This window comes from Glutamicibacter sp. 2E12 (assembly GCF_050030965.1).
Lineage (GTDB): Bacteria > Actinomycetota > Actinomycetes > Actinomycetales > Micrococcaceae > Glutamicibacter.
Map to the genome: position 1 here is coordinate 2,439,732 of NZ_CP188297.1, position 24,697 is coordinate 2,464,428.

Below are 24,697 nucleotides of genomic sequence, written 5' to 3' on the forward strand. Positions count from 1 at the left end.
ACTCACGGAGTCCAAATACTTCGGCAAAACCGAACGAACATCTTCGGCTTTGTTCACTTTTGCTTAAGACAATATAGGTTCATACTCGATCTTGCACACAGCTTTTCCTAGCGGCCCTCTGGCAGCAGCAGGCCGCCGGATTAGCCACAACGACATCAGCGTTCGGTGCCGAACCACAAGTACGAATTGCATCGAAGGGACCACCAGTGTCTTTCACCTCCACCCAGCACGTAGTGCCAGCCGCACTAGATGCCGACGGCAACCCGCTCACCTCGCCGGCCGAACTCGCTGACGACGTCATCAAGCTGGTGCGCCGCTGGCTCACCGAAGCTTCCGAATACCCCGTAGATGCCGCCGCCGCCCGCCTGGCCGGAGTGCTCAAGGACCCCAAGGGCCTGGACTTCACCGTAGGCTTCGTCGATGGCGTGATCCGCCCCGAAGACCTGAACGTCGCGGCAGCCAACCTCAAGGCGCTGGCTCCAATGGTTCCAGGCTTCCTGCCCTGGTACATGCGCAAGGCCGTCGCCGTTGGCGGCGCCATGGCCCCAATCGTGCCGCAGGTAGTTGTCCCCATCGCCCGCAAGGTCTTGCGCGAGATGGTAGGCCACCTGATCATTGACGCCTCGGATGCCAAGCTCGGCGGAGCGATCTCCAAGATCAAGCGCGAGGGCGTGGACCTGAACGTCAACCTGCTCGGCGAGGCCATCCTCGGCGAAGGCGAAGCAGCCCGCCGCCTGGATGGCACCACCAAGCTGCTGGAACGCAACGACGTGGACTACGTGTCGATCAAGGTCTCCTCGACCGTCGCCCCGCATAACCACTGGGCGTTCGACGAAGCCGTGGAGCACATCGTGGACAAGCTGCAGCCGCTGTACGAGCTGGCTGCCAACAGCCCGAAGAAGAAATTCATCAACCTGGACATGGAAGAGTACAAGGACCTGGAGCTGACCATCGCGGTCTTCACCAAGATCCTTTCCAAGCCGGAATTCAAGGACCTGCCCGCCGGCATCGTGCTGCAGGCCTACCTGCCAGATGCGCTGGGCGCGATGATCCAGCTCCAGGAATTCTCCGCGGCCCGCGTGGCCGAAGGCGGCGCACCCATCAAGGTCCGCGTGGTCAAGGGCGCCAACCTGCCAATGGAAACCATGGAAGCCGACATCCACGGCTGGCCGCTGGCCACTTGGCACACCAAGCAGGACTCTGACACCAGCTACAAATCCGTGCTGGAATACGCGCTGCGCCCCGAACACGTGAAGAACATCCGCATCGGTATCGCCGGGCACAACCTCTTTGACGTTGCACTGGCTTGGCTGCTGGCCAAGTCGCGCAATGCCACCGACGGCATCGAATTCGAAATGCTGCTGGGCATGGCTACCGGCCAGGCCGAAGCGGTGCGCAAGGACGTCGGCTCGCTGCTGCTCTACACCCCGGTGGTGCACCCGCAGGAATTCGACGTGGCCATCGCCTACCTGATCCGCCGACTCGAAGAGGGCGCCAGCCAGGAAAACTTCATGTCCGCAGTCTTCGAGCTGGCCAAGAACGAGGCCTTGTTCGAACGCGAGAAGAACCGCTTCCTCGCTTCCCTGGAAGCCATGTCCTATGTGGTCCCTGCCCCGCACCGCGTGCAGAACCGCCAGGTCCAGGATCCGGCGCTGAGCACCCGCGTGGCCGGTTTCGCCGATGGCTCCACCGAATTCTTCAACACCCCGGATACCGACCCGGACCTGAACCAGAACCGTGCCTGGGGACGCGAGATCCTGGCCAAGATGCAGGAATCGCCGCTGGGCAAGGAACTGGTCAAGAACAACACCCTGAACAGCGCCGGCGAACTCGACGAGTCCATCGCCATGGGCGTGGATGCCGCCGCCGGCTGGCAGCAGCTGGGCGCGGCCCAGCGCGCGCAGATCTTGCACCGTGCCGGCCTGCTCTTCGAGGAGCGCCGCGCCACCTTGCTCGAGGTCCTGGGCTCCGAATGCGGCAAGACCATTGACCAGGGCGATGTGGAAATTTCCGAGGCCATCGACTTCGCGCACTACTACGCGGAACTGGGCCGTGAACTGGATACCGTGGATGGCGCGAAGTTCGTCCCGTCGAAGCTGACCGTGGTCACCCCGCCATGGAACTTCCCGATGGCGATTCCGGCCGGTTCCACCCTCTCGGCGCTGGCCGCCGGTTCCTCGGTGATCATCAAGCCTGCCAGCCAGGCCGCCCGCGTGGGCGCCGTCATGGTGCAGTGCCTGTGGGATGCCGGCGTGCCCAAGGACGTGCTGCAGCTGGTCTTCGTGGGCGATCGCTCCCTGGGCCAGCAGCTGGTCTCCGATGAGCGCGTGGACCGCCTGATCCTCACCGGCGGCTACGAGACCGCGGAACTGTTCCGCTCCTTCCGCAAGGACCTGCCGCTGCTGGCTGAGACCTCCGGCAAGAATGCCATCATCGTCACCCCGAACGCCGACCTGGATCTGGCTGCGCGCGACGTCGTGCAGTCGGCCTTCGGCCACGCCGGACAGAAGTGCTCGGCAGCTTCGCTGGTGGTGCTGGTGGGCTCGGTGGCTGAATCCCGCCGTTTCAACAACCAGCTGATCGATGCGGTGAAGTCGCTGAAGGTCGGCTACCCGTGGAACCCCGAATCCCAGATGGGTCCATTGATCGGCGAGCCGGGCGAAAAGCTCAAGCGGGGCCTGACCACCCTGGGCGCCGGCGAGCGTTGGGCCATTGAGCCGAAGCAGCTCGATGACTCGGGCAAGCTCTACTCGCCGGGCGTGCGCTACGATGTGGCCCGCGGCAGCGAGTACCACAAGACCGAATACTTCGGCCCGATTCTCGGCGTGATGACCGCCAAGACCCTGGAAGAAGCGGTGGAGATCGTCAACGAGGTGGACTACGGCCTGACCTCGGGCCTGCATTCGCTGGATTCGGCGGAGATGGGCTACTGGCTGGAGAACATCCAGGCGGGCAACATCTACGCCAACCGCGGCATCACCGGTGCCATCGTGCAGCGCCAGCCGTTTGGCGGCTGGAAGAAGTCGGCCATCGGCGCAGGCACCAAGGCCGGCGGCCCGAACTACCTGGTCGGCATGGGCTCCTGGGTGGACGCCCCCGCCACGCAGGGCGCAGCGCTCTCGGCATTCGACCAGCGCCTGCTGAACACCGCAGAACTGGATTCGGAGCAGGCGCAGTGGCTGGGCTCGGCACTGGCCAGCGACAAGCTGTGGTGGAACAACGAGTTCAACCAGGCCAAGGACCGCTCGGGGCTGGTCGCCGAGCGCAACATCTTCCGCTACCGCGCGGTTGACGTGACCGTGCGCTTCGAAGAAGCCACCAGCGGCCACGGACTGGCCGAGGCGCTGCGCGTCATTGCCGCCGGTGTCACCGCAGGTTCCCGCGTGATCTTCTCCGCTGACGTGCAGCTGCCCTTGGGCGTGCGCAACCTGTTGGCCGAGAACTCGGTCACCGTGGTGCGCGAAGACGCTGCGGCATTCGCCGCCCGTGCTGCGAAGCTGGCTGCGAAGACCGGTCCGGAGTCCGCTGCCCGCATCCGCCTGATCGGCGGCTCGATGAAGGCTGTCGCCGAGGCAGCCAACGGCAAGCCGGATGTGGCCATCTACGCATCGCCGGTGACCGCTGCCGGACGGGTGGAGATGCTTCCGTTCCTGCATGAGCAGGCCGTATCCATCACCGCTCACCGCTTCGGCACCCCGAATCACCTCAGTGATTCGCTGATCTAGCAGGCAAGCGCATAAAGCAGTGGCCAGCATCCATTTATTTGGATGCTGGCCACTGCTTTATGCCGGATGCTCTTTACTTCTTGCGTACCTTGTACTTGGCGACCAGAAGATCCGCGGTGGCGGAGAGGATCGCCGGAAGAATGTAGCGCGCCAAGGTCACCAGGGTAAAGGCGAGTACGGATCCGCTGGCCGAACCAGCCACGGACAGGGCCGCAAATCCCAGGCCCACCGCGGAGAGCAGGCCGACGATCCAGCCAGCGAGCTTGCGGGGACGCAGGACGAACCAGCCAACTAGCGAAAGCACCGGCAGGAGCAGGCCCCAGACGGTGAAGTAGCCGGTGTACATTCCTTGCAGATCCAGCGCGGAGACCAGGAACCAATCGCCATATTCCACGGTGTCCAGTACCGGCAGCTTCAGCAAGATGTCCAGGACCAGCGACAGCAGGACCAGCAGCATCGCGAAGACCTTGGTGTCCTTGCGCGCTTCGAGCAACCAGAAGCTGCCGATGGCCACGAGCCTGATCACCCATAACGCGATCAGGGAGAGCAGGCTGCCGCCGGTGACATAGTCGGCGGTGGACAGCAGCGTGGATCCGGTGATGCCGGCGATCAGCACCAGCCAAACAATGATCAGGCGGGCCGGCAGATGCAACAGTGGTTTTTCTTCGCTCACTTAGCCAAGTCTAATGAAGCTGGCTGTGCATCGACTTGGTTTCACCCTAATGGAGTACCGATTAGTAGGCCAATACAGGGCTAGGATGACTTGCATGGCGCGTTCATTCACTCTGATCCAGTTGCGGTATTTCATTGAAGTTGCGCGGTTCGAAAACATGCGTGCCGCAGCAGCGTCCTTGAATGTCTCGCAATCGACATTGTCTGCCGCGATCAACCATTTGGAACGCGATTTAGGCGTGCAGCTGTTCCTGCGGTTACCAAACCGTGCGTTGAACCTGTCCGAGGACGGGAAGCGACTTGTGGCAGGTGCCCGGAACCTTTTGGAAAATGCGGAGATCTTGCACTCGTCATTGAGCGGAGCGAGCCATGAACTTAGCGGAAGACTGCGCGTCGGAATTTTCGCGCCGTTGGCACCCTTCGTTGCACCGAGGTTGTTCGCAGCATTCAAATCCGCATTCCCCGGTATCGAATTGCAATTTATCGAAGGCGAGCAACAACAAGTTCTAGATGCCTTGCGCAAGGGCGAATGCGAAATAGCGCTCATGTATGACCTCGGCGTCGGAGCAGAATTCTCGATGGAGCAGGTAGACCGGTTAGGTGCGCACGTCATCGTGGCCCAAGAACATCCGCTGGCGCAAGGCAACGGAACTGTATCGCTAGAGGACCTCGTTGACGAGCCGCTAGTTCTGCTCGATCAAGAACATTCAAGAGAGTACTTTCTCAAGCTCTTCTCCTCGTTGGGACTCCAACCCAATGTGGCCCATTGGGTTTCAGGATACGAGACCGTCCGTTCCTACGTGGCCATGGGGTTGGGATATTCGGTTCTGAACCGGCGTTTGTCGCATGACCTGACCTACACCGGCAAAGCCGTAGTGCCCCTGCAAATCAGTGATCCGGTCATTCCCATTTCAATTGTGGTCGCCTATCCGAAGGAGATGCAGATGACGCGGAAAGCACGGGCGTTCGCAGACCTTGCGGGCGAGATCCTGAACGACGGGTAACTTCTGATCGCTTTTAGCGATCACGCCAATAAAACTTTTGCGTTGGACGACATGACGTGGATCACAGATCGTTGAGTACTAAGAGGCCGGACTGCTCGTCCGCTCCTTCCACAGCAGCTTCCTGAGAATTCGGCGGAGCTTAGCCCGAAAGAAGGCAGACTCGTGACCCTGAATAGCATTGATGCCGGCGCGGTGCCGTCGACGACGAAATCCGACATGAAACAGAAGCGTCGCGTGCTGGCCGGTGGCAGCATCGGACAGTTCATCGAATTCTACGACTTCACGCTCTACGGGTTATCGGCAGTCACGCTGTCCGCACTCTTCTTCCCATCAGACAGCCCGCTGGCAGGCCTGCTCGCGACGTTCGCGACGTTCGGTGTCGCCTTCTTCGTCCGGCCGCTTGGCGGAATGTTCTTCGGCGTGCTGGGAGACAAACTCGGTCGCCGTAAGGTCTTGTTCATCACCTTGATGACTATCGGACTGGCAACATTCGCTATCGGACTGTTGCCGACCTTCGCGCAAATTGGAGCTCTGGCTCCAGCACTTCTGGTGTTGTGCCGACTCGTCCAGGGATTCTCGGCCGGCGGCGAATCTGTCGGTGCACCTGCCTTCGTCTTCGAACATGCGCCAATTGATAGACGAGGCTTCTGGCTGAACATCACTCTGGCAGCTACAGCATTGCCGTCGGTGATAGGTGGAACCCTGATCCTGGTGCTGTCCACGACGATGGACTCCGAAGATTTTGCATCCTATGGCTGGCGTATACCATTCCTGCTCGCCCTCCCGCTCGCACTCTTCGGCCTTTGGATTCGCTCCAAGACCGAAGAGTCGGAAGCATTCCAGCAGGTGCTCAAGAAAAACGAGCACAAGGAGTACAGCCCTTTGCGCCAGACGTTCGCAGAGAACAAGCTCCGGATGCTTCAGGTCATCTTCGTCATGGCGCTGACAGCCATGGGGTTCTACTTCCTCTCCGGATACTTCGTTTCCTATGTCCAGGTAACCGGAAACCTGAGCCTGGAAATGTCGCTAGTGGCAAATGCCGTAGCCATGGCCAGCTACGCGATCCTGCTTCCTATTGGCGGACGGTTCAGCGACCGCTTCGGACGCAAGCCGATGCTCATCGCAGGTTCCGCAGCGCTGATGATACTCAGCATTCCATGCTTCATGCTGGTAACCAGCGGTTCACTCGCCTTGGCAATCATAGGGCAACTGCTCTTCGTGGTTCCCATGTGTATTTATGGCGGCGGTTGCTACACCTTCTTCGTGGAAATATTCACCACCAGAACTCGGTACACTTCCTCAGCCATCAGCTACAACGTTGCCTACGCAATCTTTGGCGGCACTGCTCCATTCGTCGGGACGTGGCTGGTCTCGGGCACCGGTATTGCGATGATCCCAGGCGTGTACATGGCCACAGCCGCACTTATCGTGCTGTGTCTGCTGGTCTTCACCCCAGTGCCGGAAACCCATCCGCTATATGCCAAGTCTTCGCCAGCCACCGGCCAGTAAAAGCGCCGTACTCTAACTTCACAGAAAGGAATTCACCATGCACAACGAATTTCTCGTTGACTTCCACCACGTTGCCGAATTCGGCGCAACGGATAAAAACGGTGTCGACCGGCAAGCAGCCACACCCGAGGACAAACTCAGTCGAGATTGGTTCGCGCGATTCACCAGGAACCACGGCTGGGAACTTCGCGTCGACACTATCGGCAACATGTTTGCATTGATCGAACTTACGCCAGGGGCCCCCTACATACTGCTGGGATCGCATATGGATTCGCAACCACTGGGTGGACGCTTCGATGGTGCCTACGGTGTCCTCGCAGGCCTGCATGCTGCCAAAGCCATTGAGTCAAGGTTGAAAGCGGAATTACAGCAGCCGGCCTTCAACATAGGGGTAGCCAATTGGTTCAATGAAGAAGGCGGCCGGTTCGCCCCGTCCATCATGGGCTCTTCTGTGTTCGAGGGCTCCATGGACGAACAACAGATGCTGCAAACCCGGGATTTGGCGGGGATCAGCGTCGCAGAAGCCCTGGAATCTATTGGATACCTCGGCCACGATCAACGTCCTGAAGTGGCAGGCTACGCGGAGATCCACATCGAACAGGGACGCATCCTGGAACGAGAGTCGATCAACATCGGAGCTGTCGATTTTTCCTGGCACACGCAGAAGCTGGACGTCGAAGTGCTTGGGGAACAATCCCATACCGGTGCAACGGCCATGGCCGATCGTCATGACGCACTTGTCGCTGCGAGCAAGGTGATACTGAAAGTCCACGACGTCGTGGGACACTTTGCTGAGGGCAGCATCGTGTCGTCGGTCGGGCAAATGACGTTGGAACCGAATTCTCCGATTGTCGTAGCTCGTCGGGTGCACTTGGTTGCTGACCTTCGCGCCGAGATGAAAACGGACGTATTGCGAGCGCGACAAATTCTAATTGGGCAAATTGCGGAGATTGCCCGTGAACACGACATTCGGATCAACGTCAATGATTTCGACGTGCGCGAGATTCAGTACTATCCGGAGTCTGGCCTTGAATTAATCGAGAAAATAACCGCCAATCTGGGCAAGAGCGTTCGTCGTATACGCACGATGGCTGGGCATGACTCGGTAGCGATGAACCGAATGGTGCCGACGGTCATGCTCTTCATTCCCTCAATCGGCGGCGTCAGCCATTGCGAACGAGAATTCTCTACTGACGAGGACATGATCCACGGGTTGGAAGTCCTCACTGAGATTGGCTGGGAAATGATCTTTGGCGCCCTAGATGAGAATGCAGCGTTGGCTGGCAACGAGAGCAAAGCAATCCATGGGATTTCCGCATGATGGATGATCTAGCTTTCCTCAGCGCAACAGAGCAGTTATCAGCTTTCCGCAGTGGAGAAATCTCTCCTGCAGAGGTCCTTGAAGCCCAGTTTGAATTGATCAATGCCGACAGGGACCGTGGGGTCGAAAGAATCAACGCGCTGACCGAGACGATGGAAACCGACGCATATGCTGAAGCTGCCAGAAACACGGAGGCGTACGCCAAAGCCCGTCGCGCAAATGAAGTGCAACAGTTGCCGGCATTGTTAGGCATCAGTGTCGTCGCGAAGGAAAAACACGGGCTAGCCGGGCACAGCCTTTCGATGGGACTGCTCTCGCAGAAACAGTCTGTTGCCGAGGTCGACCATCCGATCATCGAACGGCTCCGAACTGCCGGAGCCATTATCCACGGCCGAGCGACGAGTCCTGAGTTCAGCTGCGCCACTGTAACGCACTCTCCTATCTGGGGAGTTACCCGCAACCCTTGGAACCCCCAAATGTCACCGGGCGGATCCTCCGGGGGATCGGGTGCAGCGTTGGCAGCCGGATTTACCACGTTGGCTACCGCCTCGGACATTGCAGGATCAACTCGAATTCCGGCTGCCTTCACCGGAACCGTTGGGTACAAGGCCCCATACGGAAGGATCCCCGGGGCTGGGGAATTGGCCGCTGATCGTTACCGCGGCGATGGGCCGATGGGACGAACCGTCGCGGATGTTCTGCTTATGTCATCAATCATCAGCGGTACGCACCCGGCTGATTCGAACTCTTGGGGATCGACAAATCCCAGCCAAGAATTTGAAGAAGCGTCTCTCGCCGACTTGAAGATCGGGGTCTCCCTGGAGCTGGGCAATTACCCCGTAAGCCAAATGGTTGCCGCAGCGTTCGCCTCGACGATCCAGCGGCTGCGGGATCTGGGCGCGAATATTGTGGAAGTCGACCTGCCCTGGACAACAGACCAGGTCAGGGAAACAAGCTTCGCCCATTTCGGACAAATTCTTGCCCCGGCGATGACCCAGATCATCGGGAACTCTAAAAATCCGAGAGCTGCTTATACCGATCAATTCATTGCCGATGCGCTGGCTCAGGCGGAATCAGTGTCATTGGTCGATTCCCTTCGCTTGGACGCACTGTTCAATCAGCAATTGAACACGGCTATGTCAGGCGTGGATGTCTTGCTTTGCCCGACGAACGCAGTCGATTGGCTGCAGGCCGACGGAGACTACCTGGACGGGATCAGCGTGGCAGGACGGAAGCTTAAGCACTATTGGGAGGGCCATATGACCAGTCCTTTCAACATCGCCAATCATCGACCGGTGATGAATCTTCCGTGCGGTGTGGGTGAGGCCAACGTTCCGATTGGACTGCAGATTGTCGGTCAGCCATGGGATGAAAGGACCGTATTCCAGGCTGCGCTCGCTATGGAACGAGTCATCCAGTTTACCAGTGGTAATCCATACCCAGCACTGGCAGGAACACCGACCGGTTAACATCAGGGAATATGCGGGGACCAGTCCAGAATGGACTGGACCCCGCCTATTCTTGCAGGCTCAGACCTCGAGCTTCAGTGCCTTGCGCAAGGTCAACGCGCCACCGGTGTGCATCACTGCCCTGCCGTAGATCTTCTCGGCAAACAGCAGCACGAGCCAGCAGGCAGCCAGGAGAATTGCCAGCGAAAGAATCGGCTCCCAGAAAGCGACCTCGCCGGAGAGCAGGCGGCTAGGCATCGCCGCCGAGGAGACGATAGGAATGTACGAAGCGACCACCAGGAAGCTGCCCTTGGCATACAACCCGATAAACAGCACCGCCATCAGGAGGCCCACCACGGGCCCGCTGGATTGCTGCAGATCCTCGGTACGGGTAGCCAAGGAGCCCAACGCTGCCCAGATCCCGGCCAGAAGCAGGAAACCGCCGAAGAAGAACACCACGAACCACCCGGCCACCTGGGTGACAACTCCGAGGAACGGGATCTGGATCGGGGAAATGTAGGCAGCCAGCAAGCCAATGCTGAGGAAGGCCAGGAGCTGGATCATTGCGAGAACGACATTCCCGATGATTTTTCCTGCCAGCAGCTGGCGCAGCCGGATGGTGCTGGCCAGGATCTCGACCACGCGGTTCTGCTTCTCCTCGATGACCGAGTTGGCGATGGGCATGCCGAAGAGGAATGCGGCCATGTAGAAGAGGAACGAGAAGACCAGCGCCATGGCACTGGCCATCGCGGCCCGTTCGGAATCGCCATGGAGCTGATCGAGAATGAGGTCCTCGTTATCGGGCAGGCCAGCTGATTCCAGTCCGGCCTCGGCCAGCAGCTGATCGGTCTTCACGGTTTTCATTGCCTCGCGGACCAGGGAACTGAGCTCTTGGTCGACCGCGTTGAAACCGGTCAGCGTGAATTCCTGCGCATCGGCCGAACCGGACAAGGTCGCGTTCAGCCGCTCAGCGGATAGCTGCTGCTCGGCTTGTTCAGGGGCGAGCCTGGAAATGCTCAATTCCACGTCTTCGGGGCGATCCTGGATCACCTGCTCCAGCACCCGGAAACTGGCATCGTCGGTGGCAGCCACGGCGAAATTCGACGTGCGATTGGCGAGGAATCCGGTAACGGCGACCGATCCGATGATGAATAGCAAGGTCACGATGGTGCTGATGATGAAAGCTTTGTCGCGCAGCTTGGTTTCGACTTCGCGCAAGGCGACAATGAGCCATGGAGCCGTGGTGGTGTTCACTTGATGATCTCCCGGTAGATGTCGGCCAGCGAAGGGCGATGGACCGCGAACTCTGCGACGGGCCCGCGGCTCATGGCGGTGGCGAGCACGCGTTGGGCATCGGCTTCGGAATCGAAATTCACCAATGCGTCATGGCCTGAAATATCGATAACGGTGACCCCCGGTTCATTGCGCAGCCAGCCCGTGTCGGAGCCCAGGGACAACCGGTGCCGGGATGCCTGCGTCGCACGGAGCCCGGCTGCCGATGAATTGGCCAGGATCCTGCCGTCCTGGATGATCACCAGATGGTCCACCAGCACATCGAGCAGATCCAGCTGATGCGAAGAGAAGAGCACCGGTACGCCACGCGCTGCATAGTCGCGCAGGATGGAGCTCATTGCGTCCACCGCGATCGGGTCAAGTCCGCTGAAAGGTTCGTCGAGGATGAGCACGTCGGGTTCGTGCAGCAGTGCTGCGGTGACTTGAACGCGTTGCTGGTTGCCCAGGGACAGGGATTCGAGTTTCGACTTGGCGCGGTCAGCCAATCCGAAACGGGCCAGCAGTTCCATGGCCCGTTTGCGTGCTCCGGAGCGGGACAGGCCATGGAGCTGTCCGAGGTAGACCAGCTGGTCAATGACCGGCTGCTTGGGATACAGGCCGCGTTCCTCGGGCATGTAGCCGAAGTTGGGGCGGGTGGCTCCATTGAGCGGTTGGCCGTTAAGCGAAACAGAACCGGAATCGGCGCTGAGCAATCCCATGATGATGCGCATGGTGGTGGTCTTGCCGGCACCGTTGGCACCGACGAATCCGGTGAGCGCGCCGCCAGGTACGGTGAAGCTGATGTCATCGAGCACCAAATTCTGTGCAAATGACCGTGACACATGGTTTAGCTCAAGCATGTTTTCCTCTGCCAAGTATTGTTTCTACTCATCAGCTTAGGAAACGAAGCAGCATTTGCGCTCCGTCTGGAGAATGAAACTATTGGATGAGTCCGGCGCGGTGGGCGAATAGCACGCCCTGCACCCGGTCGCGCAGGTGCAGCTTCGCCAACAGGTTCGACAGGTGGGTTTTCACCGTGGCTTCCGACAGGGAGAGCACTGCGGCGATTTCCTGGTTGTTCTTGCCCTGGGCCAGTTCGCAGAGTACCTGGCGTTCGCGTTCGGTGAGTTTTTCCAGCTGCTGGGCCTCGGTAGTTGCCGCTGCCGAATCCGCGGCAGGGACCGCGCCGGTGCCACGCTGGATGAGCTTGAGCGTGACTTCGGGGGAGAGCAGCCCGTGGCCGGCGGCCACCTGGTGCACGGCGGCCACCAGCATTTCAGGCTCTGCATTCTTCAGCAGGAACCCGCTGGCCCCGGCATCCATGGCCTCGAAGAGGTAGTCGTCGCGGTTGAAGGTGGTCAGCACAATGACCTTGGTCTGGGTGGTGCTGGCGATGAGCTTCGTGGCTTCGATGCCGTCCATCTGCGGCATTTGGATATCCATCAGCGCCACCGTGGGGTTCAGCTCGCGAACCATTTCCAGGCCCGCTTGGCCGTTGCCTGCCGTGCCAATGACCTGGATCTGCGGATCGGTTTGCAAGATCAGTTTCAGCGACGAGAGGATCAACGACTGGTCATCGCAGATCACCACGGTAATTTTGCTCATGTTGCCAGTCTAGTTGCCGCGTCGGAAACCACGCGCAAACGGGCCCGGGTACGCCAGCCGTGCGGAATGCGCGGGCCGATTTCCACCAGCCCGTGATGCAGCTTGGCGCGTTCGCGAATGCCACGCAGGCCGTAGCCGCCACCGGCGGAATCCGGCCGTGGACGGCCGCTGTCGGTGACCTCGACTTCTATCCATGCGCCATCGGCATCGGTTCCCGAACGCAGCGACAAGGTAGCTGTGCGGGCCGTGGAATGCGCACGGACATTGGCCAAGGCTTCGCCGCTGATGCGGTAGAGCGCGAGCGACAGGCCTGCCGGCAGGGTGGAAATGAAGCCGGGCTGGTGTTCATCGCGGGAGATCTGGATGCTCAGTCCCTGGCGTTCATTGGCTGCGATCAGCTCATCGAGCTGCGCCATGGAGGGTTCGGGGTTCCGTGCCCCCTCCGCGGAGCTCGGCGAATCCTCCGGTCCACCGTGTTCGCGCAATACGCCCAGCAGTGCCCGCGTTTCGCTGACTGCACTGCGTGCCGAGGACTCGATGCCGCGCATCAGTTCGATGGACTGCTGGGGATCGCGCTCATGCACCATGCGGGCGGCCGACGCCTGGATTCCCACCGAGGCAATGTGGTGGGCAATGACATCGTGCAGCTCGCGGGCGATGCGCAGCCGTTCCTCGTTGACCGCACGGTCTGCCAGCTGCTGGGACTGGTCGGCAATGCGCTGGGCCTGGGTTTCCACTATTTGGCTGGCGTAGGCATTGGTCCAGCTGACCATGCCCAGGAAGATCGCGCCGCCGAAGTACAGCAGGTTCATCAGCAGGTTGTAGAAGATGAACGCCGTTGACGTCGGCAGCACGCCTGCTGGATCCTCGACCATGGAAGTTCCGGTGGCCGTGAGCAAGTCGGAGGTGAAGAAGGTGACGATCACCCAGGTAGCCATGAACAGCAGCACCACGCTCATCGCTATCCACAGTCCCCGGCGGTTCTTCGACCACGTGACCGCGGTGTAGATGCCGATGAAATAGGCCAGCTGCGCGCAGAGCTCCATGCCGACTTGGTAGGTATTTTCGCTTCCGGCGCCCACGAACGCAGCCGAACCGATGAGCATCATGGTGATGGGCCAGCGCCGGCGGAACATCAGCGGCACGATCAGGGACACAAGCACGAGATAGGCGAGAAGAGGATCGGGCGCGTTCTCTTGCTCGGTCAGGGAGAGCAGCAGTTCGTGCATGGCCAGCGCCAGCAGGAGGAAGCCCGAAGCGACGATAATGTCGCGGCGCAAGCTCTTCTTATCCGGAGACGGACGTTCCCAATCCACCGGAGGCAGCGTCGGGAGCCTCCGGTGTACTAGCTCGGGGAGTCGGTACATGGTGTTCCTTGATCATCTCGTTGGCCAGGCATTGGAAACGACTTTACCGGTCTGCGGTTTTCCGGGCATGAGCCTGGAGGCTTATCCCTGGCGTTGACCCGGGAGGAAATGCGCTAGGCAGAAAGGTTACTAGGCAGTAATGTGATGGTATGCACATGATTTTCCGAATCCTCATGGTTTACCTGAACAGCAAGAAGGCTTCCAAGCTGTCCATGTTCGACACCAGCTCAGTGGGCATGCGTGCCACGCTGACCGATATCGACTTTGCCGGCCACATCAACAACGGCATGTACTTCTCGATCTTCGATCTCGGACGCTTCGACTTGATGTTCCGTTCCGGTGTCTGGGACATCATGTCCAGGAATAAATGGGTTCCGGTCGTGCAGACCGAGACCATCACCTTCCGCAAGTCGGTGCGCCTGGGAACCAAGTTCTCCCAGGAAACCCGGCTGATCGGCATGGACGACAAGTGCATCTTCTTCGAGCAGCGCATCGTCGTGAAGGGCGAAATCTACGCTCGCGCCTATGTCGCCACCCGGATGACCTCGACAAAGGGTGCGGTTTCCAACGAGGAAATCCTGGCAGCAGTCGGCTTGGAACTGCCAGCAGACATGGTGCTGCCCGAGTGGCTGCACCAGTGGCGCCAGGACGGAGCGCTGCCCAGCACCCGCAAGCCGGCCCCGCACAATTGGATCCGCTGAATCAATTCACTCGCGCAATTCCTGCTGGACCGTGCCGGGGGGACTCAATGTGCGGGATTCGGCGAAGCCTTGGCCGCATCAATGAACATGGCGATCAGTTCGGGATCCTTGACTCCGCGCGATGATTCGACGCCGGAGGAGACATCGGCGCCGAAAGCGCTGGACGCAGCCAAGGCATCAGCGACATTCTGCGGGGACAGTCCGCCGGCCACCAGCCAGCGCCGACCAGCGGCCAGATCCTTCACTGCCGCATAATCCCAGCTTTCGCCGCTGCCGGGGACCGAGGCGTCAATGAGCAGCAGATCTTCGCCCCAATCGGCAAACTGCTCCTCCGGGTCATCGCGCCGCACCGCGCGGATGACCTTGAACCCGGCCTCATGGGCGGTGCTCACATCCGTTGCCGTGCGCTGCCCGTGCAGCTGCACCCAACTCACGCCGGCTTGCGCCGCAAGCTGAAGCACCGTCTGGATCTCTTCGCCGCGGAATACCGCCACGGTGGCAATGCCTGCGGGAACCGCCTTCACCAATGCGGCGGCGCGCTGCGCGGAAATTTCCCGGGCACTGGGCGTGAGCACGAACCCGATGGCATCAGCACCATGGGCCGCAGCGGCTTGCACGTCCTGGGCCGTGGACAAGCCGCACACTTTGACGAAGGGCTTTGCTGCACTCACTTCGCGTTCTCCTTGGCCATATGGATCGGGGTGTAACCGCCAGGCGCGTTGGCGCGGATGGCCAACAAGTCGCGGGCGTGATTCCACAGCCGCTTGTCCTCCCCGGTGACGGGCACCCAGGGCTTGACCGGAACAGCGGTGCCGGTTTCATCGCGGGTCACCATCACGGTCAGGCAGTAGGTCGTCAACTGCATTTCCCGGGTCTTCGGATCGCCAGAGCGCACATGCACCGCAACGTGCATTCCCTTGTTCCCGGTGTAGACCAGGCGCGCCTCCACCTCCACCAGGTGGCCGATCAGCAGCGGGCGGTAGAAACGCACGCCGCCGGAGAACACTGCAACGGTTTCCTGCTGGCAGTAGCGGGCCGCGCACAGCTCAGCGGCATCGTCAATCCACTTCATCACGATGCCGCCGTGGACCTTGCCGCCCCAGTTCACATCGGTGGGCGCCGCCAGGAAGCGCAGCGTCACGCGTTCGGCGGTTCCCTCATCGGTGTATACCTGATCGTTCATGGACGCGACGATCTGCTCGCGGATCTCAATGCGCGCCAGCGCATTCTCGCGCATGGCGATTTCCCGGGCCGTACCCGGGGTGAACGCCGGAACCGGGGTCGGCTTCCCATTCTCGCCGACGGCTACGAAGATCACCAGGCAGCTGCTGGACTTCACCGGCCGCAATTCGCGCGGATCGCTGAAGGACACCTCGGTATGGATGTGCATGGAGCTGGTTCCGGTGTACACCACTGAAGCGGTCACTTCCACCAGATCCCCGGAGTGGATCGGGTCTTCGAAGTGGATATTTCCTACATAGGCGGTGACGCAATAGCTGGAGGACCATCCCACCGCCGCGGCGTAGGCGGCCTTGTCGACCCACTCCAGAACGGTGCCCGCAGGAACAATCCCGGTGACATCGACGTCGGTTGGTGCCGCGAGGAATCGCAAGGTGACAGAATGCGGACGTTGTTTCAGCTCCGGGGTGCTCATGCACTCCAGTTTCGCGCACAACGCGCATCACGGGCAATGTATGACGCTTCACGGCCCAGCCTGGCCGGCAAGCCCCACGGCGCGGAACTGCCGGTGTGCTCTGCCCTAGGATAGGAGGGTGCGTAGGGTCTTTGGAATATTTTCGGCTGCAACAGCCATCGTGGTGGCACTGAGCCTCAGTGCCGCGGCCGGAACCGCCGGCTTGGTGATCGTCGTGGGCCAAGGCCTGGATGAACTCATGGCCCATCGCCCGCTGGGCACCCAATGGTATGCCAGCGCCTTCGGCGAACTGCTGATCATGGCGGTTGCCACCTTCTTGATCCCGGTCGTGATCTCGCGCAACAGCCTCGACCTGACCGAGTACCACCGCATGAAGCTGCTCAAGCACTATCTGTCCATCGGCCCGCTGGCGGTGCGCGCCTCCGGCGATGGGGAGCTGCTGCATGCGGCGATGGACTCGGTGGAGCGGTCCGTGAAATACCGTTCCAGCTTCATCGGGCCGGCAATCTCCGCGGTAGCCACCCCGGTATTGATCCTGTGCTTCATCGCCTTTGCCATCGACCCGCTCAGCGCACTGGTACTGCTGGTTCCCACCGCGCTGGTCCCGGTCATCGTCCTGGGCTTCCAGCGGCGCTTCGGCTCCTCGAACGGAGAGTACCGCCGAGCCCAGGGCATCCTCTCGGCGACCTTCCTGGACGCACTGCGCTCGCTGGGCATGCTCAAGCTCAACGGCGGCAGCCGGTGGATGGGATCGCGCATCGAGCAGGCCACCGAACGCGTACGCCAGCAAGTGATGAAACTGCTGGCCCGCAACCAGTTGATCTTGCTGGTCATCGATTCCAGCTTCGCCGTGCTGCTGCTCGCCAGTGCCGCCCTGCTGGCCTGGTGGCGCGCCAGCTCCGGGGCCATCACCCCGGGTTCTGCCCTGTCACTGGTGATCCTGAGCTTCCTGATGCTCGCCCCGGTCAACTACGTCGGCAGCTTCTTCTACATCGGGATGACCGGCAAGGCCGCCGAGAAGAAACTGGCCGAAGTCGCCGACATCCCCATGCACCGTTCCATGGCCAATCCGCTGCCCGTGGACCTGCGCCACCGTGATCTGATCCTGGAAGAAGTCAGCGCCAGCTACGACAGCGGGCACCACGCGCTGGACAAAATTTCCTGGCATTTCCCGGCCGGTTCGCGTACTGCCATCATCGGCCCCTCGGGCAGCGGCAAGACGACGCTGCTGCGCGTGCTCCAGGGCCAGCTCGAAGCTTCCTCCGGCACCATCCGCGATGCCCGGCAAGCCATGGGCCCGGCAACCTTGAAGGCCAATACCGCCGTAGTGGAACAGCACGCCACGCTCTTCGGCATGAGCCTGCGCGAAAACCTCCTGCTCGGTGCGCCCCGGGCTGCCGACGGCGAACTGCTCCTGGCGCTGCGCCAGGTCGGCATGGGAGCGTGGTTCGAGGCGCAACCCGGGGGATTGGCGCAACGCCTGGGCGAGTCAGGGGCACGGCTTTCTGGCGGCCAGGCCCAGCGCCTGTCGCTGGCCCGCGCCCTGCTGGCGCAGCGTCCCGTGCTGCTGCTCGATGAGCCCACCAGCGCCTTGGACGTCCAGACCGAGGCGGACGTGCTGGGAACCCTGCGCTCCTTGGACCGCAGCACCACGGTCATCACCGTCACCCACCGGCTGGGGTTGCTGGCCGACTACGACTATGTTCTGGTCATGGACCACGGACAGCTCATCCAGGCCGGACGCCGTGACGAGCTGCTGGCCGCCGACGGCTATCTCAAGGAAGCCATGGACGGATTCCGCCAACGCGCTGATGCGCTGCATGCCAGTGGCCGGAGCCAGCTGGGGGAGGGGAACTAATGCGCACGCAGAAAATCTCCACTATCAAAACCGTCGCCTGGCTGATTGGCAGCACCAAGGACCTGCTCCCGCCGCTGCTGCTGGCCTGCGTGCTGGCCTGCGCCACTCGCCTGGCTTCGCTGGGTATCTACGCCGTGGCCGGGTTCGGCCTGGCCAAGGCCCTGCACCTGGGCGGTGAGCAGCTGCCTATGGTCCTTGGCTGGGGACCGCTGATCGCTGTGGTCATCCTGCCGGGGCTGGTCAAGGGAGCGGTGCGCTACCTGGAGCAGTATGTAGGGCACCGGGTGGCCTTCCTGTCCCTGGCGCGGCTGCGCAACCGCATGTACCAGGCATTTGAACGCCAAGCGCCCTTCGCCGCGGACAGCAAGAATTCCGGCGGCATGCTCGCCAAGGCCACCAGCGACATCGACAAGGTCGAAGTGTTCTTCGCCCACACCCTGCCCCCGGCCGTGGCGGCAGTGGCAGTCAGCGGCCTGGCAACCTGGGGAACCTGGGCGGTATTCGGCATGCAACCGGCCCTCGTGCTGCTCGCCGGCTATGTGCTGATCGGGCTGGCCATCCCGGCCATTGGCGTCGGCGCCCTGCGCCGTACCGCGCGGGCCACCGCCAGTGCTCGCGGCACCCAGAACCAGCTGCTGGCCGACACGCTTGCCGGCATCGACGTGATTCACGGATTCAATGCCGGCAAACCCGTCATGGCGCGGATGCGCGAAAGCCTGCACGAAAGCCGGCAAGCGGCGCGATCGGCCGGAACCCTGGGCGCGGTACGGGCCACGCTGACACAGCTGGTGGTCTGGGGCAGCCTGCTCGCGCTCTTTGTCCTGCTGGGAACCGCCGGGCAGTTCGGCACGCTGATCGTGCTGTGCTGTGCCCTGGTCCCTTCCTATGAAGCGGTGCGCGCGGTAGACGGGTTCATCCTGGGCCTGCAGGATTCGCTGGCCAGCGCTCGCCGGCTGTACGCCACCGCGATAACCAGCCATCCGGTTTCCGAACCCGCCAACCCGGTTCCCCTTCCTGCTTCCGGCACCTTGCGCGTGGCGGATCTGTCGGTTGACTTCGAGGGCCATCGGGTAGTTCGCGGCGTGGATTTCGAACTGGAACCAGGCTCCCTGCTCGCACTGGTGGGCGAAAGCGGCTCCGGCAAATCGTCGGTCGCGGCAGCCCTGGTGCGCTCGGTGGAAGCTGCCGGCACCGCCAGCTTCGGCGATGTGCCGCTGGAGGCCGCAAGCTTGGCGCAGCTGCGCACCCGGATCATCCTGGTCTCACAAGAGGCGGTGATGATCCGTGGAACGCTGCGCGAGAACCTCTTGCTGGGTGCGGAAGGGATCAGCGACGCCGAGATGGAGCAGGTCCTCGATGAACTGGGCATGGGTTCCTGGCTGCGCCAGCAGAAGGCCGGATTGCAGACCCGGTTGGGGGATCGCTTTGCCCGGCTTTCCGGTGGCCAGCGCCAACGCGTGGCCCTGGCCCGGGCGCTGCTTCGCAACCCCGCGGTATTGATCCTCGATGAATCCACTAGCGCCCTGGATGCACGCAGCGAACAGCTGGTCCTGGAAGCAGTGGAACGCCGCCGCGGTGAAGGGATGGCGGTGCTGATGATCAGCCACCGGCTATCGATCCTGGCCCGGGCGCAGAACGTGCTGGTGCTCCATGAAGGAGTGGTGCTGGAACGCGGTGCGGCGCCAGCGCTATTGGCCGATGGGCAATCCTTGTTCTCCCGCATGGCCGTGCGCGAAGCGGACCGGATTTTGCCAAGCTGATCCACGCCCCGCCCAATGGATGGAACTGACAAGGCAGCGGGGAGGTACTAGGCTCGCATCATGATGCGAATAGTGGTTCTCCTGTTCCTGGCTGTCCTATTCACTGGCTTCGTGGTGACCGCAATCCTTGCCGGCACCTCCGGGGAATGGGTGTGGTGGATCCTCGTCGTGCTCACCGGTTTGCTGGTGCTTCTGGGCATCAGGGACCTGCTGCAAAAGAAGCATGCGATCCTGCGCAATTTCCCGATTGTCGGGCACGCCCGCTACCTCTTCGAATTCATCCGCCCCGAGATCCAGCAGTATTTCATTGAGCGCAATACCGACGGCCGTCCCTTCAACCGCGACACCCGCTCGCTGATCTACGCGCGGGCCAAGGGCGCCGATAGCCATAAGGCTTTCGGCACGGAGCTGAATGTCAATGAAGTCGGCCACGAATACCTGCTGCATTCGGCAGCTCCGGTGGCCCCGGTGGCATCGCAGCACCGCGTACGGGTGGGGTCCAGCCAGTGCTCGCAGCCCTATGAGATTTCGCTGATGAATATCTCCTCGATGAGCTTCGGCTCGCTTTCTGCCAACGCCGTGCTGGCGATGAACAAGGGCGCCGCGATGGGAGAATTCGTCCATGAAACCGGTGAGGGCGGGCTGACCAAGTACCACCTGGAATACGGGGCCGACTTGTTCTGGGAAATCGGTTCAGGCTACTTCGGCTGCCGTACCGAGCAGGGCCGCTTCAACCCCGAAACCTTCGCTGCCAAGGCGAACCATGAAAAAGTCAAGGGCATCACCATCAAGCTCTCCCAGGGCGCCAAGCCCGGGCTCGGCGGCGTGCTGCCGGCTGCCAAGGTCACCGCGGAAATCTCCGAGGCCCGCGATGTCCCGATGGGCGTGGACTGCATTTCACCGGCCAGCCACGCAGAATTCTCCACCCCGCGCGAATTGATGCACTTCGTAGCGAAGCTTCGCGACCTCTCCGGTGGCAAGCCAGTGGGCATCAAGTTCTGCGTTGGTTCCCGCACCGACGTCATGGCCCTGTGCAAGGGCATGCTGGAAACCGGCATCCTGGTGGACTTCATCACCATTGATGGCGCTGAAGGCGGCACCGGAGCTGCGCCGCTGGAATACGAGGACCATGTTGGCGCCCCGCTGACCGAAGGCTTGATGCTGGTGCACAACACCTTGGTGGGTGCCGGACTGCGCGACGAAATCCGCCTCGCCGCGGCAGGCAAGGTCGCCAACGGCTCCGACATCATCAAGCGGCTGATCCAGGGAGCGGATTTCACCTTCTCGGCGCGTTCCATGATGATGGCCACCGGCTGCATCCAGGCCCAGCAGTGCCACACCAACCACTGCCCCGTAGGCGTAGCCACGCAGAACAAGCGCCTGATGCGTGCCCTGGATGTGGAGGACAAGGGCCACCGCGTCTACAACTACCATCGCTTGACCGTCACCGAATGCGCGCAGATCATGGCATCGATGGGACTGACCAGCCCGGAGCAGCTGAACACCCGGATGCTGCGCCGCCGGGTGAACCTGCAGTCCACTCGCTCCTACGCCTCGCTGTTCCAGTGGTTGCGTCCCGGCGAGCTGCTCGAGGATATTCCAGGTTCCTGGAAGGAAGACTGGAATGAAGCAGACGCGGACCACTTCGGCGAGCACGCACCGCTGGACTACGCGGCACCCAAGAGCGTGGATATCACCCCGTCGGTGGTTCGAGAACCAGCAGACGCAGTGAACGCACCGCGCATTGAGCCCAGGGATTCAGCCAAGGTGCGCCCGGTGCATGCAGATGTCACCCGGCCAGAAGGCAAGCCGGGAGCTGACAGCTAGCCTTCAGAATCAGCAGCCAGAGACCGCAACGCCTCGTGGTCCACTTCCTCCAGCGAAGACGGAATCCACGTGGGGTTGCGGTCTTTGTCGATGACCTGGGCACGGATGCCCTCGGCAAGATCGGCACGGTGCATCAGGTAGCGAGCCAGGCGCAGTTCGCGGTCCAAGGCCGAACGCAGGTCCTGCTCCTCACGTGCAGCCCGCACGTTGTAGAACGCGCTGGCCACGCTGGTCGGGGAATTCGCTGCCAGCATCTGCGCGGCACGCTGCGCCGAAGGATGGACCATCTGCTTCAAGCGTGCCAAGACTTCCTGCGGGGTGGCGGCACTGAAAGCATGATCGATCCAGCCGCGGTCCAGTTCCAAGGCGAAGGACTCGGGCGCACCGTGCATGACCTCGATAGCAGCCGCGATCTCTCCGGCATTCAGCCCCGCGAACTCATCGAGCTCATCGAGGATGTTCTGGGCGAAGTCCTCGGTGACAACGGCATCGGCAAAACCGAGAAGTACGGCATCGGCACCGGTGAAGGACTGTGCACTCATCGCAAAGAACTCGCCGAAGTGGCCCGGCGCGCTGGCCAGCAGGTGGCTGCCTCCCACATCCGGGGTGTAGCCGATCTTCGCTTCGGGCATTCCCATGGTGGCGTTCGCGGTCACCAGGCGCACCGGTGCGTGCGAGGCCAAGCCGATGCCCCCACCCATGGTGATGCCATGGGCCAAGGTGATCAGGGGCTTGGGATAGGTGGAGATCAGGTAATCCAGTTCGAATTCTCTCGCTAGCAGATCGACGAAGTCCTGATGGCGTCCGGTGGTGACTGCTGCATGGAAATCGGCGATATCTCCGCCGGCACAGAAGGCGCGTTCGCCGCGGCCGGTGAGCAGCACCAGCGAAATCGACGGGTCCACGGCCCACGCACGCAGCACCCGGCCCAGCTCGGTGAGCATTTCCAGGGTCAACGCATTGAGCTTGCTGGCACGGTTCAGCTCGATGTGGCCGATTGGTCCATGCACGGCCGAGATGACTACGCCATCGCTGGAAGATGCAGGGGTCTGGTTCTCCACCGGGACATTCCTCTTTCTTGGGACAGACGCAGGCACCAGTGGCGCCGCGGCGCAACGAATCAGCGGGAGAGTACCTGGGCGAGCCGGTCCAATACCAGCGCGGCCTTCGGCTTCTTGGAATTCTCCGGTTTCAACGCGAAGATGGAGCGGGCCAGGCGAATCTCGGGGGCATCCACTATGCGGATGCCTTCCGGAGCGTTGGCCATGGCCAGATCGGGAACCAGGGCGGCGCCCAGTCCCGAGGAAACCAGGCTCAGCGAGGCATTGAAGTCATCGCAGTAGGCAGCCACCTGCGGGTGGATGTTGTAGGACGAGAACAAGCGCGAAATCAAGGTGGCATCCGAGGTGCCCGGGTGGTGGAAGATCCATGGCCATTCGGCCAACTGGTCCACGGTCAGCTGGGCGTCTTCAGCGATGGGCCAGGACGCCGGGATCACTACCCGGAACTGGTCATCGCCCAACCAAGTGCGCTCCAGGGACGCTGGCCACGACAGTCCGCCGGGTCCCACCTGGAAGATCAGTGCGAGGTCGAGGTCGCCGCCGGTGCCAAGGCCTGCGACAGTTTGCTGGGGTTCGCCGATCCACAGGCGCAGGTTGATGCCCAAGGAGGACCAATCCGGTGCCTTGAGGATTTGCGGCAGCGCGTAGGTCGCCAGCGAGGGGAAGATGCCAAGCTTGATTTCCTCAAGGTCGGTAGCTTCGGTGGAGATGGTGGCGACGTCTGCCATGAGGGCGTCGAGGTCGGTGAGCACCCGTTTGGCATGGCGCACCATGCGCAGGGCACCTGGCGTCGGGGTGATGGAGCGTGCGCCGCGCAGGAACAGCGTGGTACCGGTGCTTCGCTCCAACGCTGTCATCTGCTGGGAGACAGCGCTGGCCGTGTAGCCCAAGCGGGTTGCGGCCGTGGCAAAGGAACGATGCGCCACCACTTCGAGCAATGTGCGCAGATGAACTGGATTAATCACTTCTAAAGTCTATGGCCTTTAGCCAAAGATTTGCTTAGCCCACGGCCTAGAGTTCGTCCTCAAGGTCAACAAGCTCTGTGCTTTCCTCGTCGTCGTCATCGTCTGCGGCGAATTCGTTGTCGAGCTGGTCTTCGGTTTCCAGGTCATCGTCGTAGAGGTAATTGCGCTGTGCCAGCGGGTCGAGGTTGCGCATGGTTTCCGGCATGTCGCTTGAGCCCTCATAAGCTTGGGAATCGCGTCCGTCATCCGGTTCGTAGATGTCGTTGCCGAACTCCGGCGCAAATTCTGTGGTGTCGAAATCCTTCGTCATTGCGTACTCCTTCGTCGAATACGAGGGATCCGCCGGAAGCCGGGGATTTACCTCGTGACTTCTCGTATCACCAGCGTAGGACGCTGCTTCGGGAAACGAAAGACTTGTTTTCTGCAGCTGACAGTGAATGACTTCTCAGTGGTCATGTTCGGCATAGTGCTCCAGCAGGGGAGCGGCACGGTAGGCCAGGTGCGTATGGAGCGCGAAGGTTGTTTCCGAACGGGTGACGCCCTTGACGCGCAGGATCTGGCGCAGTGCTGATTGCAGCTGGTGGGTGTCGGTGGCGATGAGCCGCACCCAGAGATCTCCACGTCCGGAGGTCTCGTGGATTTCCAGCACGCTGGGGATCTGGCGCAGCGCGGTGACCACGGTATCCAGATCGCGGTGGTTCACTTCCAACGTCACGAAGGCCAGGACGTCGTAGCCGAGCTTGCTCAGATCGATGTCGCGGCCGCCGTCGCGGAGGATTTCGGCGCGCTGCAAACGGCGCAATCGCGACTGCGCTGTGTTGCGCGCAACACCGACCTCATCTGCGAGTTCAGAGATTTGGATGCGGGGATCCTTGATCAGTGCGAGCAGCACTTTCAGGTCTACATCGTCTAATCGCACTATATGCTCACTCCGGGTTATCTGCGGGG

20 protein-coding genes are annotated in these 24,697 nt (G+C 61.5%); 9 read left to right on the forward strand and 11 right to left on the reverse strand.

The annotated features are described in order from the left end of the window. Positions 1-206: 206 nt before the first annotated feature. A complete protein-coding gene (locus tag ACP3TE_RS11420) occupies positions 207-3,725 on the forward strand; it encodes a proline dehydrogenase family protein (protein WP_426733617.1) in 3,519 nt (1,172 codons plus the stop codon). Between the two features lie 73 nt (positions 3,726-3,798). Here the strand turns inward: ACP3TE_RS11420 and ACP3TE_RS11425 are convergent, their stop codons facing one another. Then, positions 3,799-4,398, reverse strand: coding sequence for a hypothetical protein (locus ACP3TE_RS11425; RefSeq protein WP_332727621.1), 600 nt, complete (start codon positions 4,396-4,398; stop codon positions 3,799-3,801). Between the two features lie 94 nt (positions 4,399-4,492). Here ACP3TE_RS11425 and ACP3TE_RS11430 point away from each other — a divergent pair, with 94 nt between their 5' ends. The 4 genes from ACP3TE_RS11430 (at position 4,493) to ACP3TE_RS11445 (ending at position 9,700) form a co-directional block, all read left to right on the forward strand. Continuing rightward, positions 4,493-5,401 (forward strand): LysR family transcriptional regulator, encoded by a 909-nt coding sequence (locus tag ACP3TE_RS11430; RefSeq protein ID WP_400343791.1) that lies wholly within the window; start codon positions 4,493-4,495, stop codon positions 5,399-5,401. Between the two features lie 162 nt (positions 5,402-5,563). Continuing rightward, positions 5,564-6,910, forward strand: a complete 1,347-nt coding sequence (locus tag ACP3TE_RS11435) for an MFS transporter (RefSeq protein ID WP_359192590.1) — start codon at positions 5,564-5,566, stop codon at positions 6,908-6,910. A gap of 37 nt (positions 6,911-6,947) precedes the next feature. Next, positions 6,948-8,231 (forward strand): M20 family metallo-hydrolase, encoded by a 1,284-nt coding sequence (locus ACP3TE_RS11440; RefSeq protein ID WP_426733618.1) that lies wholly within the window; start codon positions 6,948-6,950, stop codon positions 8,229-8,231. Continuing rightward, on the forward strand, positions 8,228-9,700 hold the full coding sequence (locus ACP3TE_RS11445; RefSeq protein WP_359192585.1) for an amidase: 1,473 nt from the start codon (positions 8,228-8,230) through the stop codon (positions 9,698-9,700). Before ACP3TE_RS11440 ends, ACP3TE_RS11445 begins: the two co-directional genes overlap by 4 nt. Positions 9,701-9,760: 60 nt before the next feature. Here the strand turns inward: ACP3TE_RS11445 and ACP3TE_RS11450 are convergent, their stop codons facing one another. The 4 genes from ACP3TE_RS11450 to ACP3TE_RS11465 all read right to left on the reverse strand — a co-directional run bounded on the left by ACP3TE_RS11450 (position 9,761) and on the right by ACP3TE_RS11465 (position 13,923). Beyond that, the gene (locus tag ACP3TE_RS11450; RefSeq protein WP_359192582.1) at positions 9,761-10,933 is read right to left on the reverse strand and encodes an ABC transporter permease; all 1,173 of its coding nucleotides are present in this window, start codon (positions 10,931-10,933) and stop codon (positions 9,761-9,763) included. Beyond that, positions 10,930-11,811 (reverse strand): ABC transporter ATP-binding protein, encoded by an 882-nt coding sequence (locus ACP3TE_RS11455; RefSeq protein WP_426733621.1) that lies wholly within the window; start codon positions 11,809-11,811, stop codon positions 10,930-10,932. Before ACP3TE_RS11455 ends, ACP3TE_RS11450 begins: the two co-directional genes overlap by 4 nt. A gap of 79 nt (positions 11,812-11,890) precedes the next feature. Next, positions 11,891-12,556 carry a response regulator gene (locus ACP3TE_RS11460; RefSeq protein ID WP_105658871.1) on the reverse strand — a complete coding sequence of 222 codons (666 nt, stop codon included), beginning with the start codon at positions 12,554-12,556 and terminating at the stop codon, positions 11,891-11,893. Continuing rightward, positions 12,553-13,923 (reverse strand): sensor histidine kinase, encoded by a 1,371-nt coding sequence (locus tag ACP3TE_RS11465; RefSeq protein ID WP_426733623.1) that lies wholly within the window; start codon positions 13,921-13,923, stop codon positions 12,553-12,555. Before ACP3TE_RS11465 ends, ACP3TE_RS11460 begins: the two co-directional genes overlap by 4 nt. Before the next feature lie 149 nt (positions 13,924-14,072). On the opposite strand from ACP3TE_RS11465, the gene ACP3TE_RS11470 reads away from it, so the two are divergent. Beyond that, a complete protein-coding gene (locus ACP3TE_RS11470; protein ID WP_359192574.1) occupies positions 14,073-14,624 on the forward strand; it encodes an acyl-CoA thioesterase in 552 nt (183 codons plus the stop codon). Between the two features lie 44 nt (positions 14,625-14,668). On the opposite strand, the gene ACP3TE_RS11475 is transcribed toward ACP3TE_RS11470, so the two are convergent. Beyond that, a complete protein-coding gene (locus ACP3TE_RS11475; RefSeq protein ID WP_400343803.1) occupies positions 14,669-15,295 on the reverse strand; it encodes a phosphoribosylanthranilate isomerase in 627 nt (208 codons plus the stop codon). Then, entirely contained in the window at positions 15,292-16,278 is a 987-nt protein-coding gene (locus tag ACP3TE_RS11480; RefSeq protein ID WP_400343805.1) for an acyl-CoA thioesterase, read from the reverse strand. The genes ACP3TE_RS11475 and ACP3TE_RS11480 overlap by 4 nt, the downstream gene beginning before the upstream one ends. Positions 16,279-16,396: 118 nt before the next feature. Here ACP3TE_RS11480 and ACP3TE_RS11485 point away from each other — a divergent pair, with 118 nt between their 5' ends. From ACP3TE_RS11485 to ACP3TE_RS11495, 3 genes are read left to right on the forward strand one after another with little or no spacing between them, the layout of a single operon-like run. Further along, positions 16,397-18,136 (forward strand): ABC transporter ATP-binding protein/permease, encoded by a 1,740-nt coding sequence (locus ACP3TE_RS11485; protein WP_402697630.1) that lies wholly within the window; start codon positions 16,397-16,399, stop codon positions 18,134-18,136. Further along, entirely contained in the window at positions 18,136-19,896 is a 1,761-nt protein-coding gene (locus ACP3TE_RS11490; protein ID WP_426733626.1) for an amino acid ABC transporter ATP-binding/permease protein, read from the forward strand. Before ACP3TE_RS11485 ends, ACP3TE_RS11490 begins: the two co-directional genes overlap by 1 nt. Positions 19,897-19,956: 60 nt before the next feature. Further along, positions 19,957-21,723: an FMN-binding glutamate synthase family protein gene (locus tag ACP3TE_RS11495; RefSeq protein ID WP_400289589.1), complete on the forward strand. Its 1,767-nt coding sequence runs from the start codon at positions 19,957-19,959 to the stop codon at positions 21,721-21,723. Here ACP3TE_RS11495 and ACP3TE_RS11500 read toward each other — a convergent pair. The 4 genes from ACP3TE_RS11500 to ACP3TE_RS11515 all read right to left on the reverse strand — a co-directional run bounded on the left by ACP3TE_RS11500 (position 21,720) and on the right by ACP3TE_RS11515 (position 24,671). Next, positions 21,720-22,784, reverse strand: a complete 1,065-nt coding sequence (locus ACP3TE_RS11500) for an enoyl-CoA hydratase/isomerase family protein (protein WP_402697628.1) — start codon at positions 22,782-22,784, stop codon at positions 21,720-21,722. The genes ACP3TE_RS11495 and ACP3TE_RS11500 overlap by 4 nt on opposite strands. 59 nt (positions 22,785-22,843) lie before the next feature. Further along, positions 22,844-23,749 (reverse strand): LysR family transcriptional regulator, encoded by a 906-nt coding sequence (locus ACP3TE_RS11505; protein ID WP_105658862.1) that lies wholly within the window; start codon positions 23,747-23,749, stop codon positions 22,844-22,846. Between the two features lie 46 nt (positions 23,750-23,795). Beyond that, positions 23,796-24,059 (reverse strand): hypothetical protein, encoded by a 264-nt coding sequence (locus tag ACP3TE_RS11510; protein WP_105658861.1) that lies wholly within the window; start codon positions 24,057-24,059, stop codon positions 23,796-23,798. A 135-nt stretch (positions 24,060-24,194) separates the two neighbouring features. Continuing rightward, the gene (locus tag ACP3TE_RS11515; protein WP_133834920.1) at positions 24,195-24,671 is read right to left on the reverse strand and encodes an Lrp/AsnC family transcriptional regulator; all 477 of its coding nucleotides are present in this window, start codon (positions 24,669-24,671) and stop codon (positions 24,195-24,197) included. Positions 24,672-24,697 lie beyond the last annotated feature (26 nt).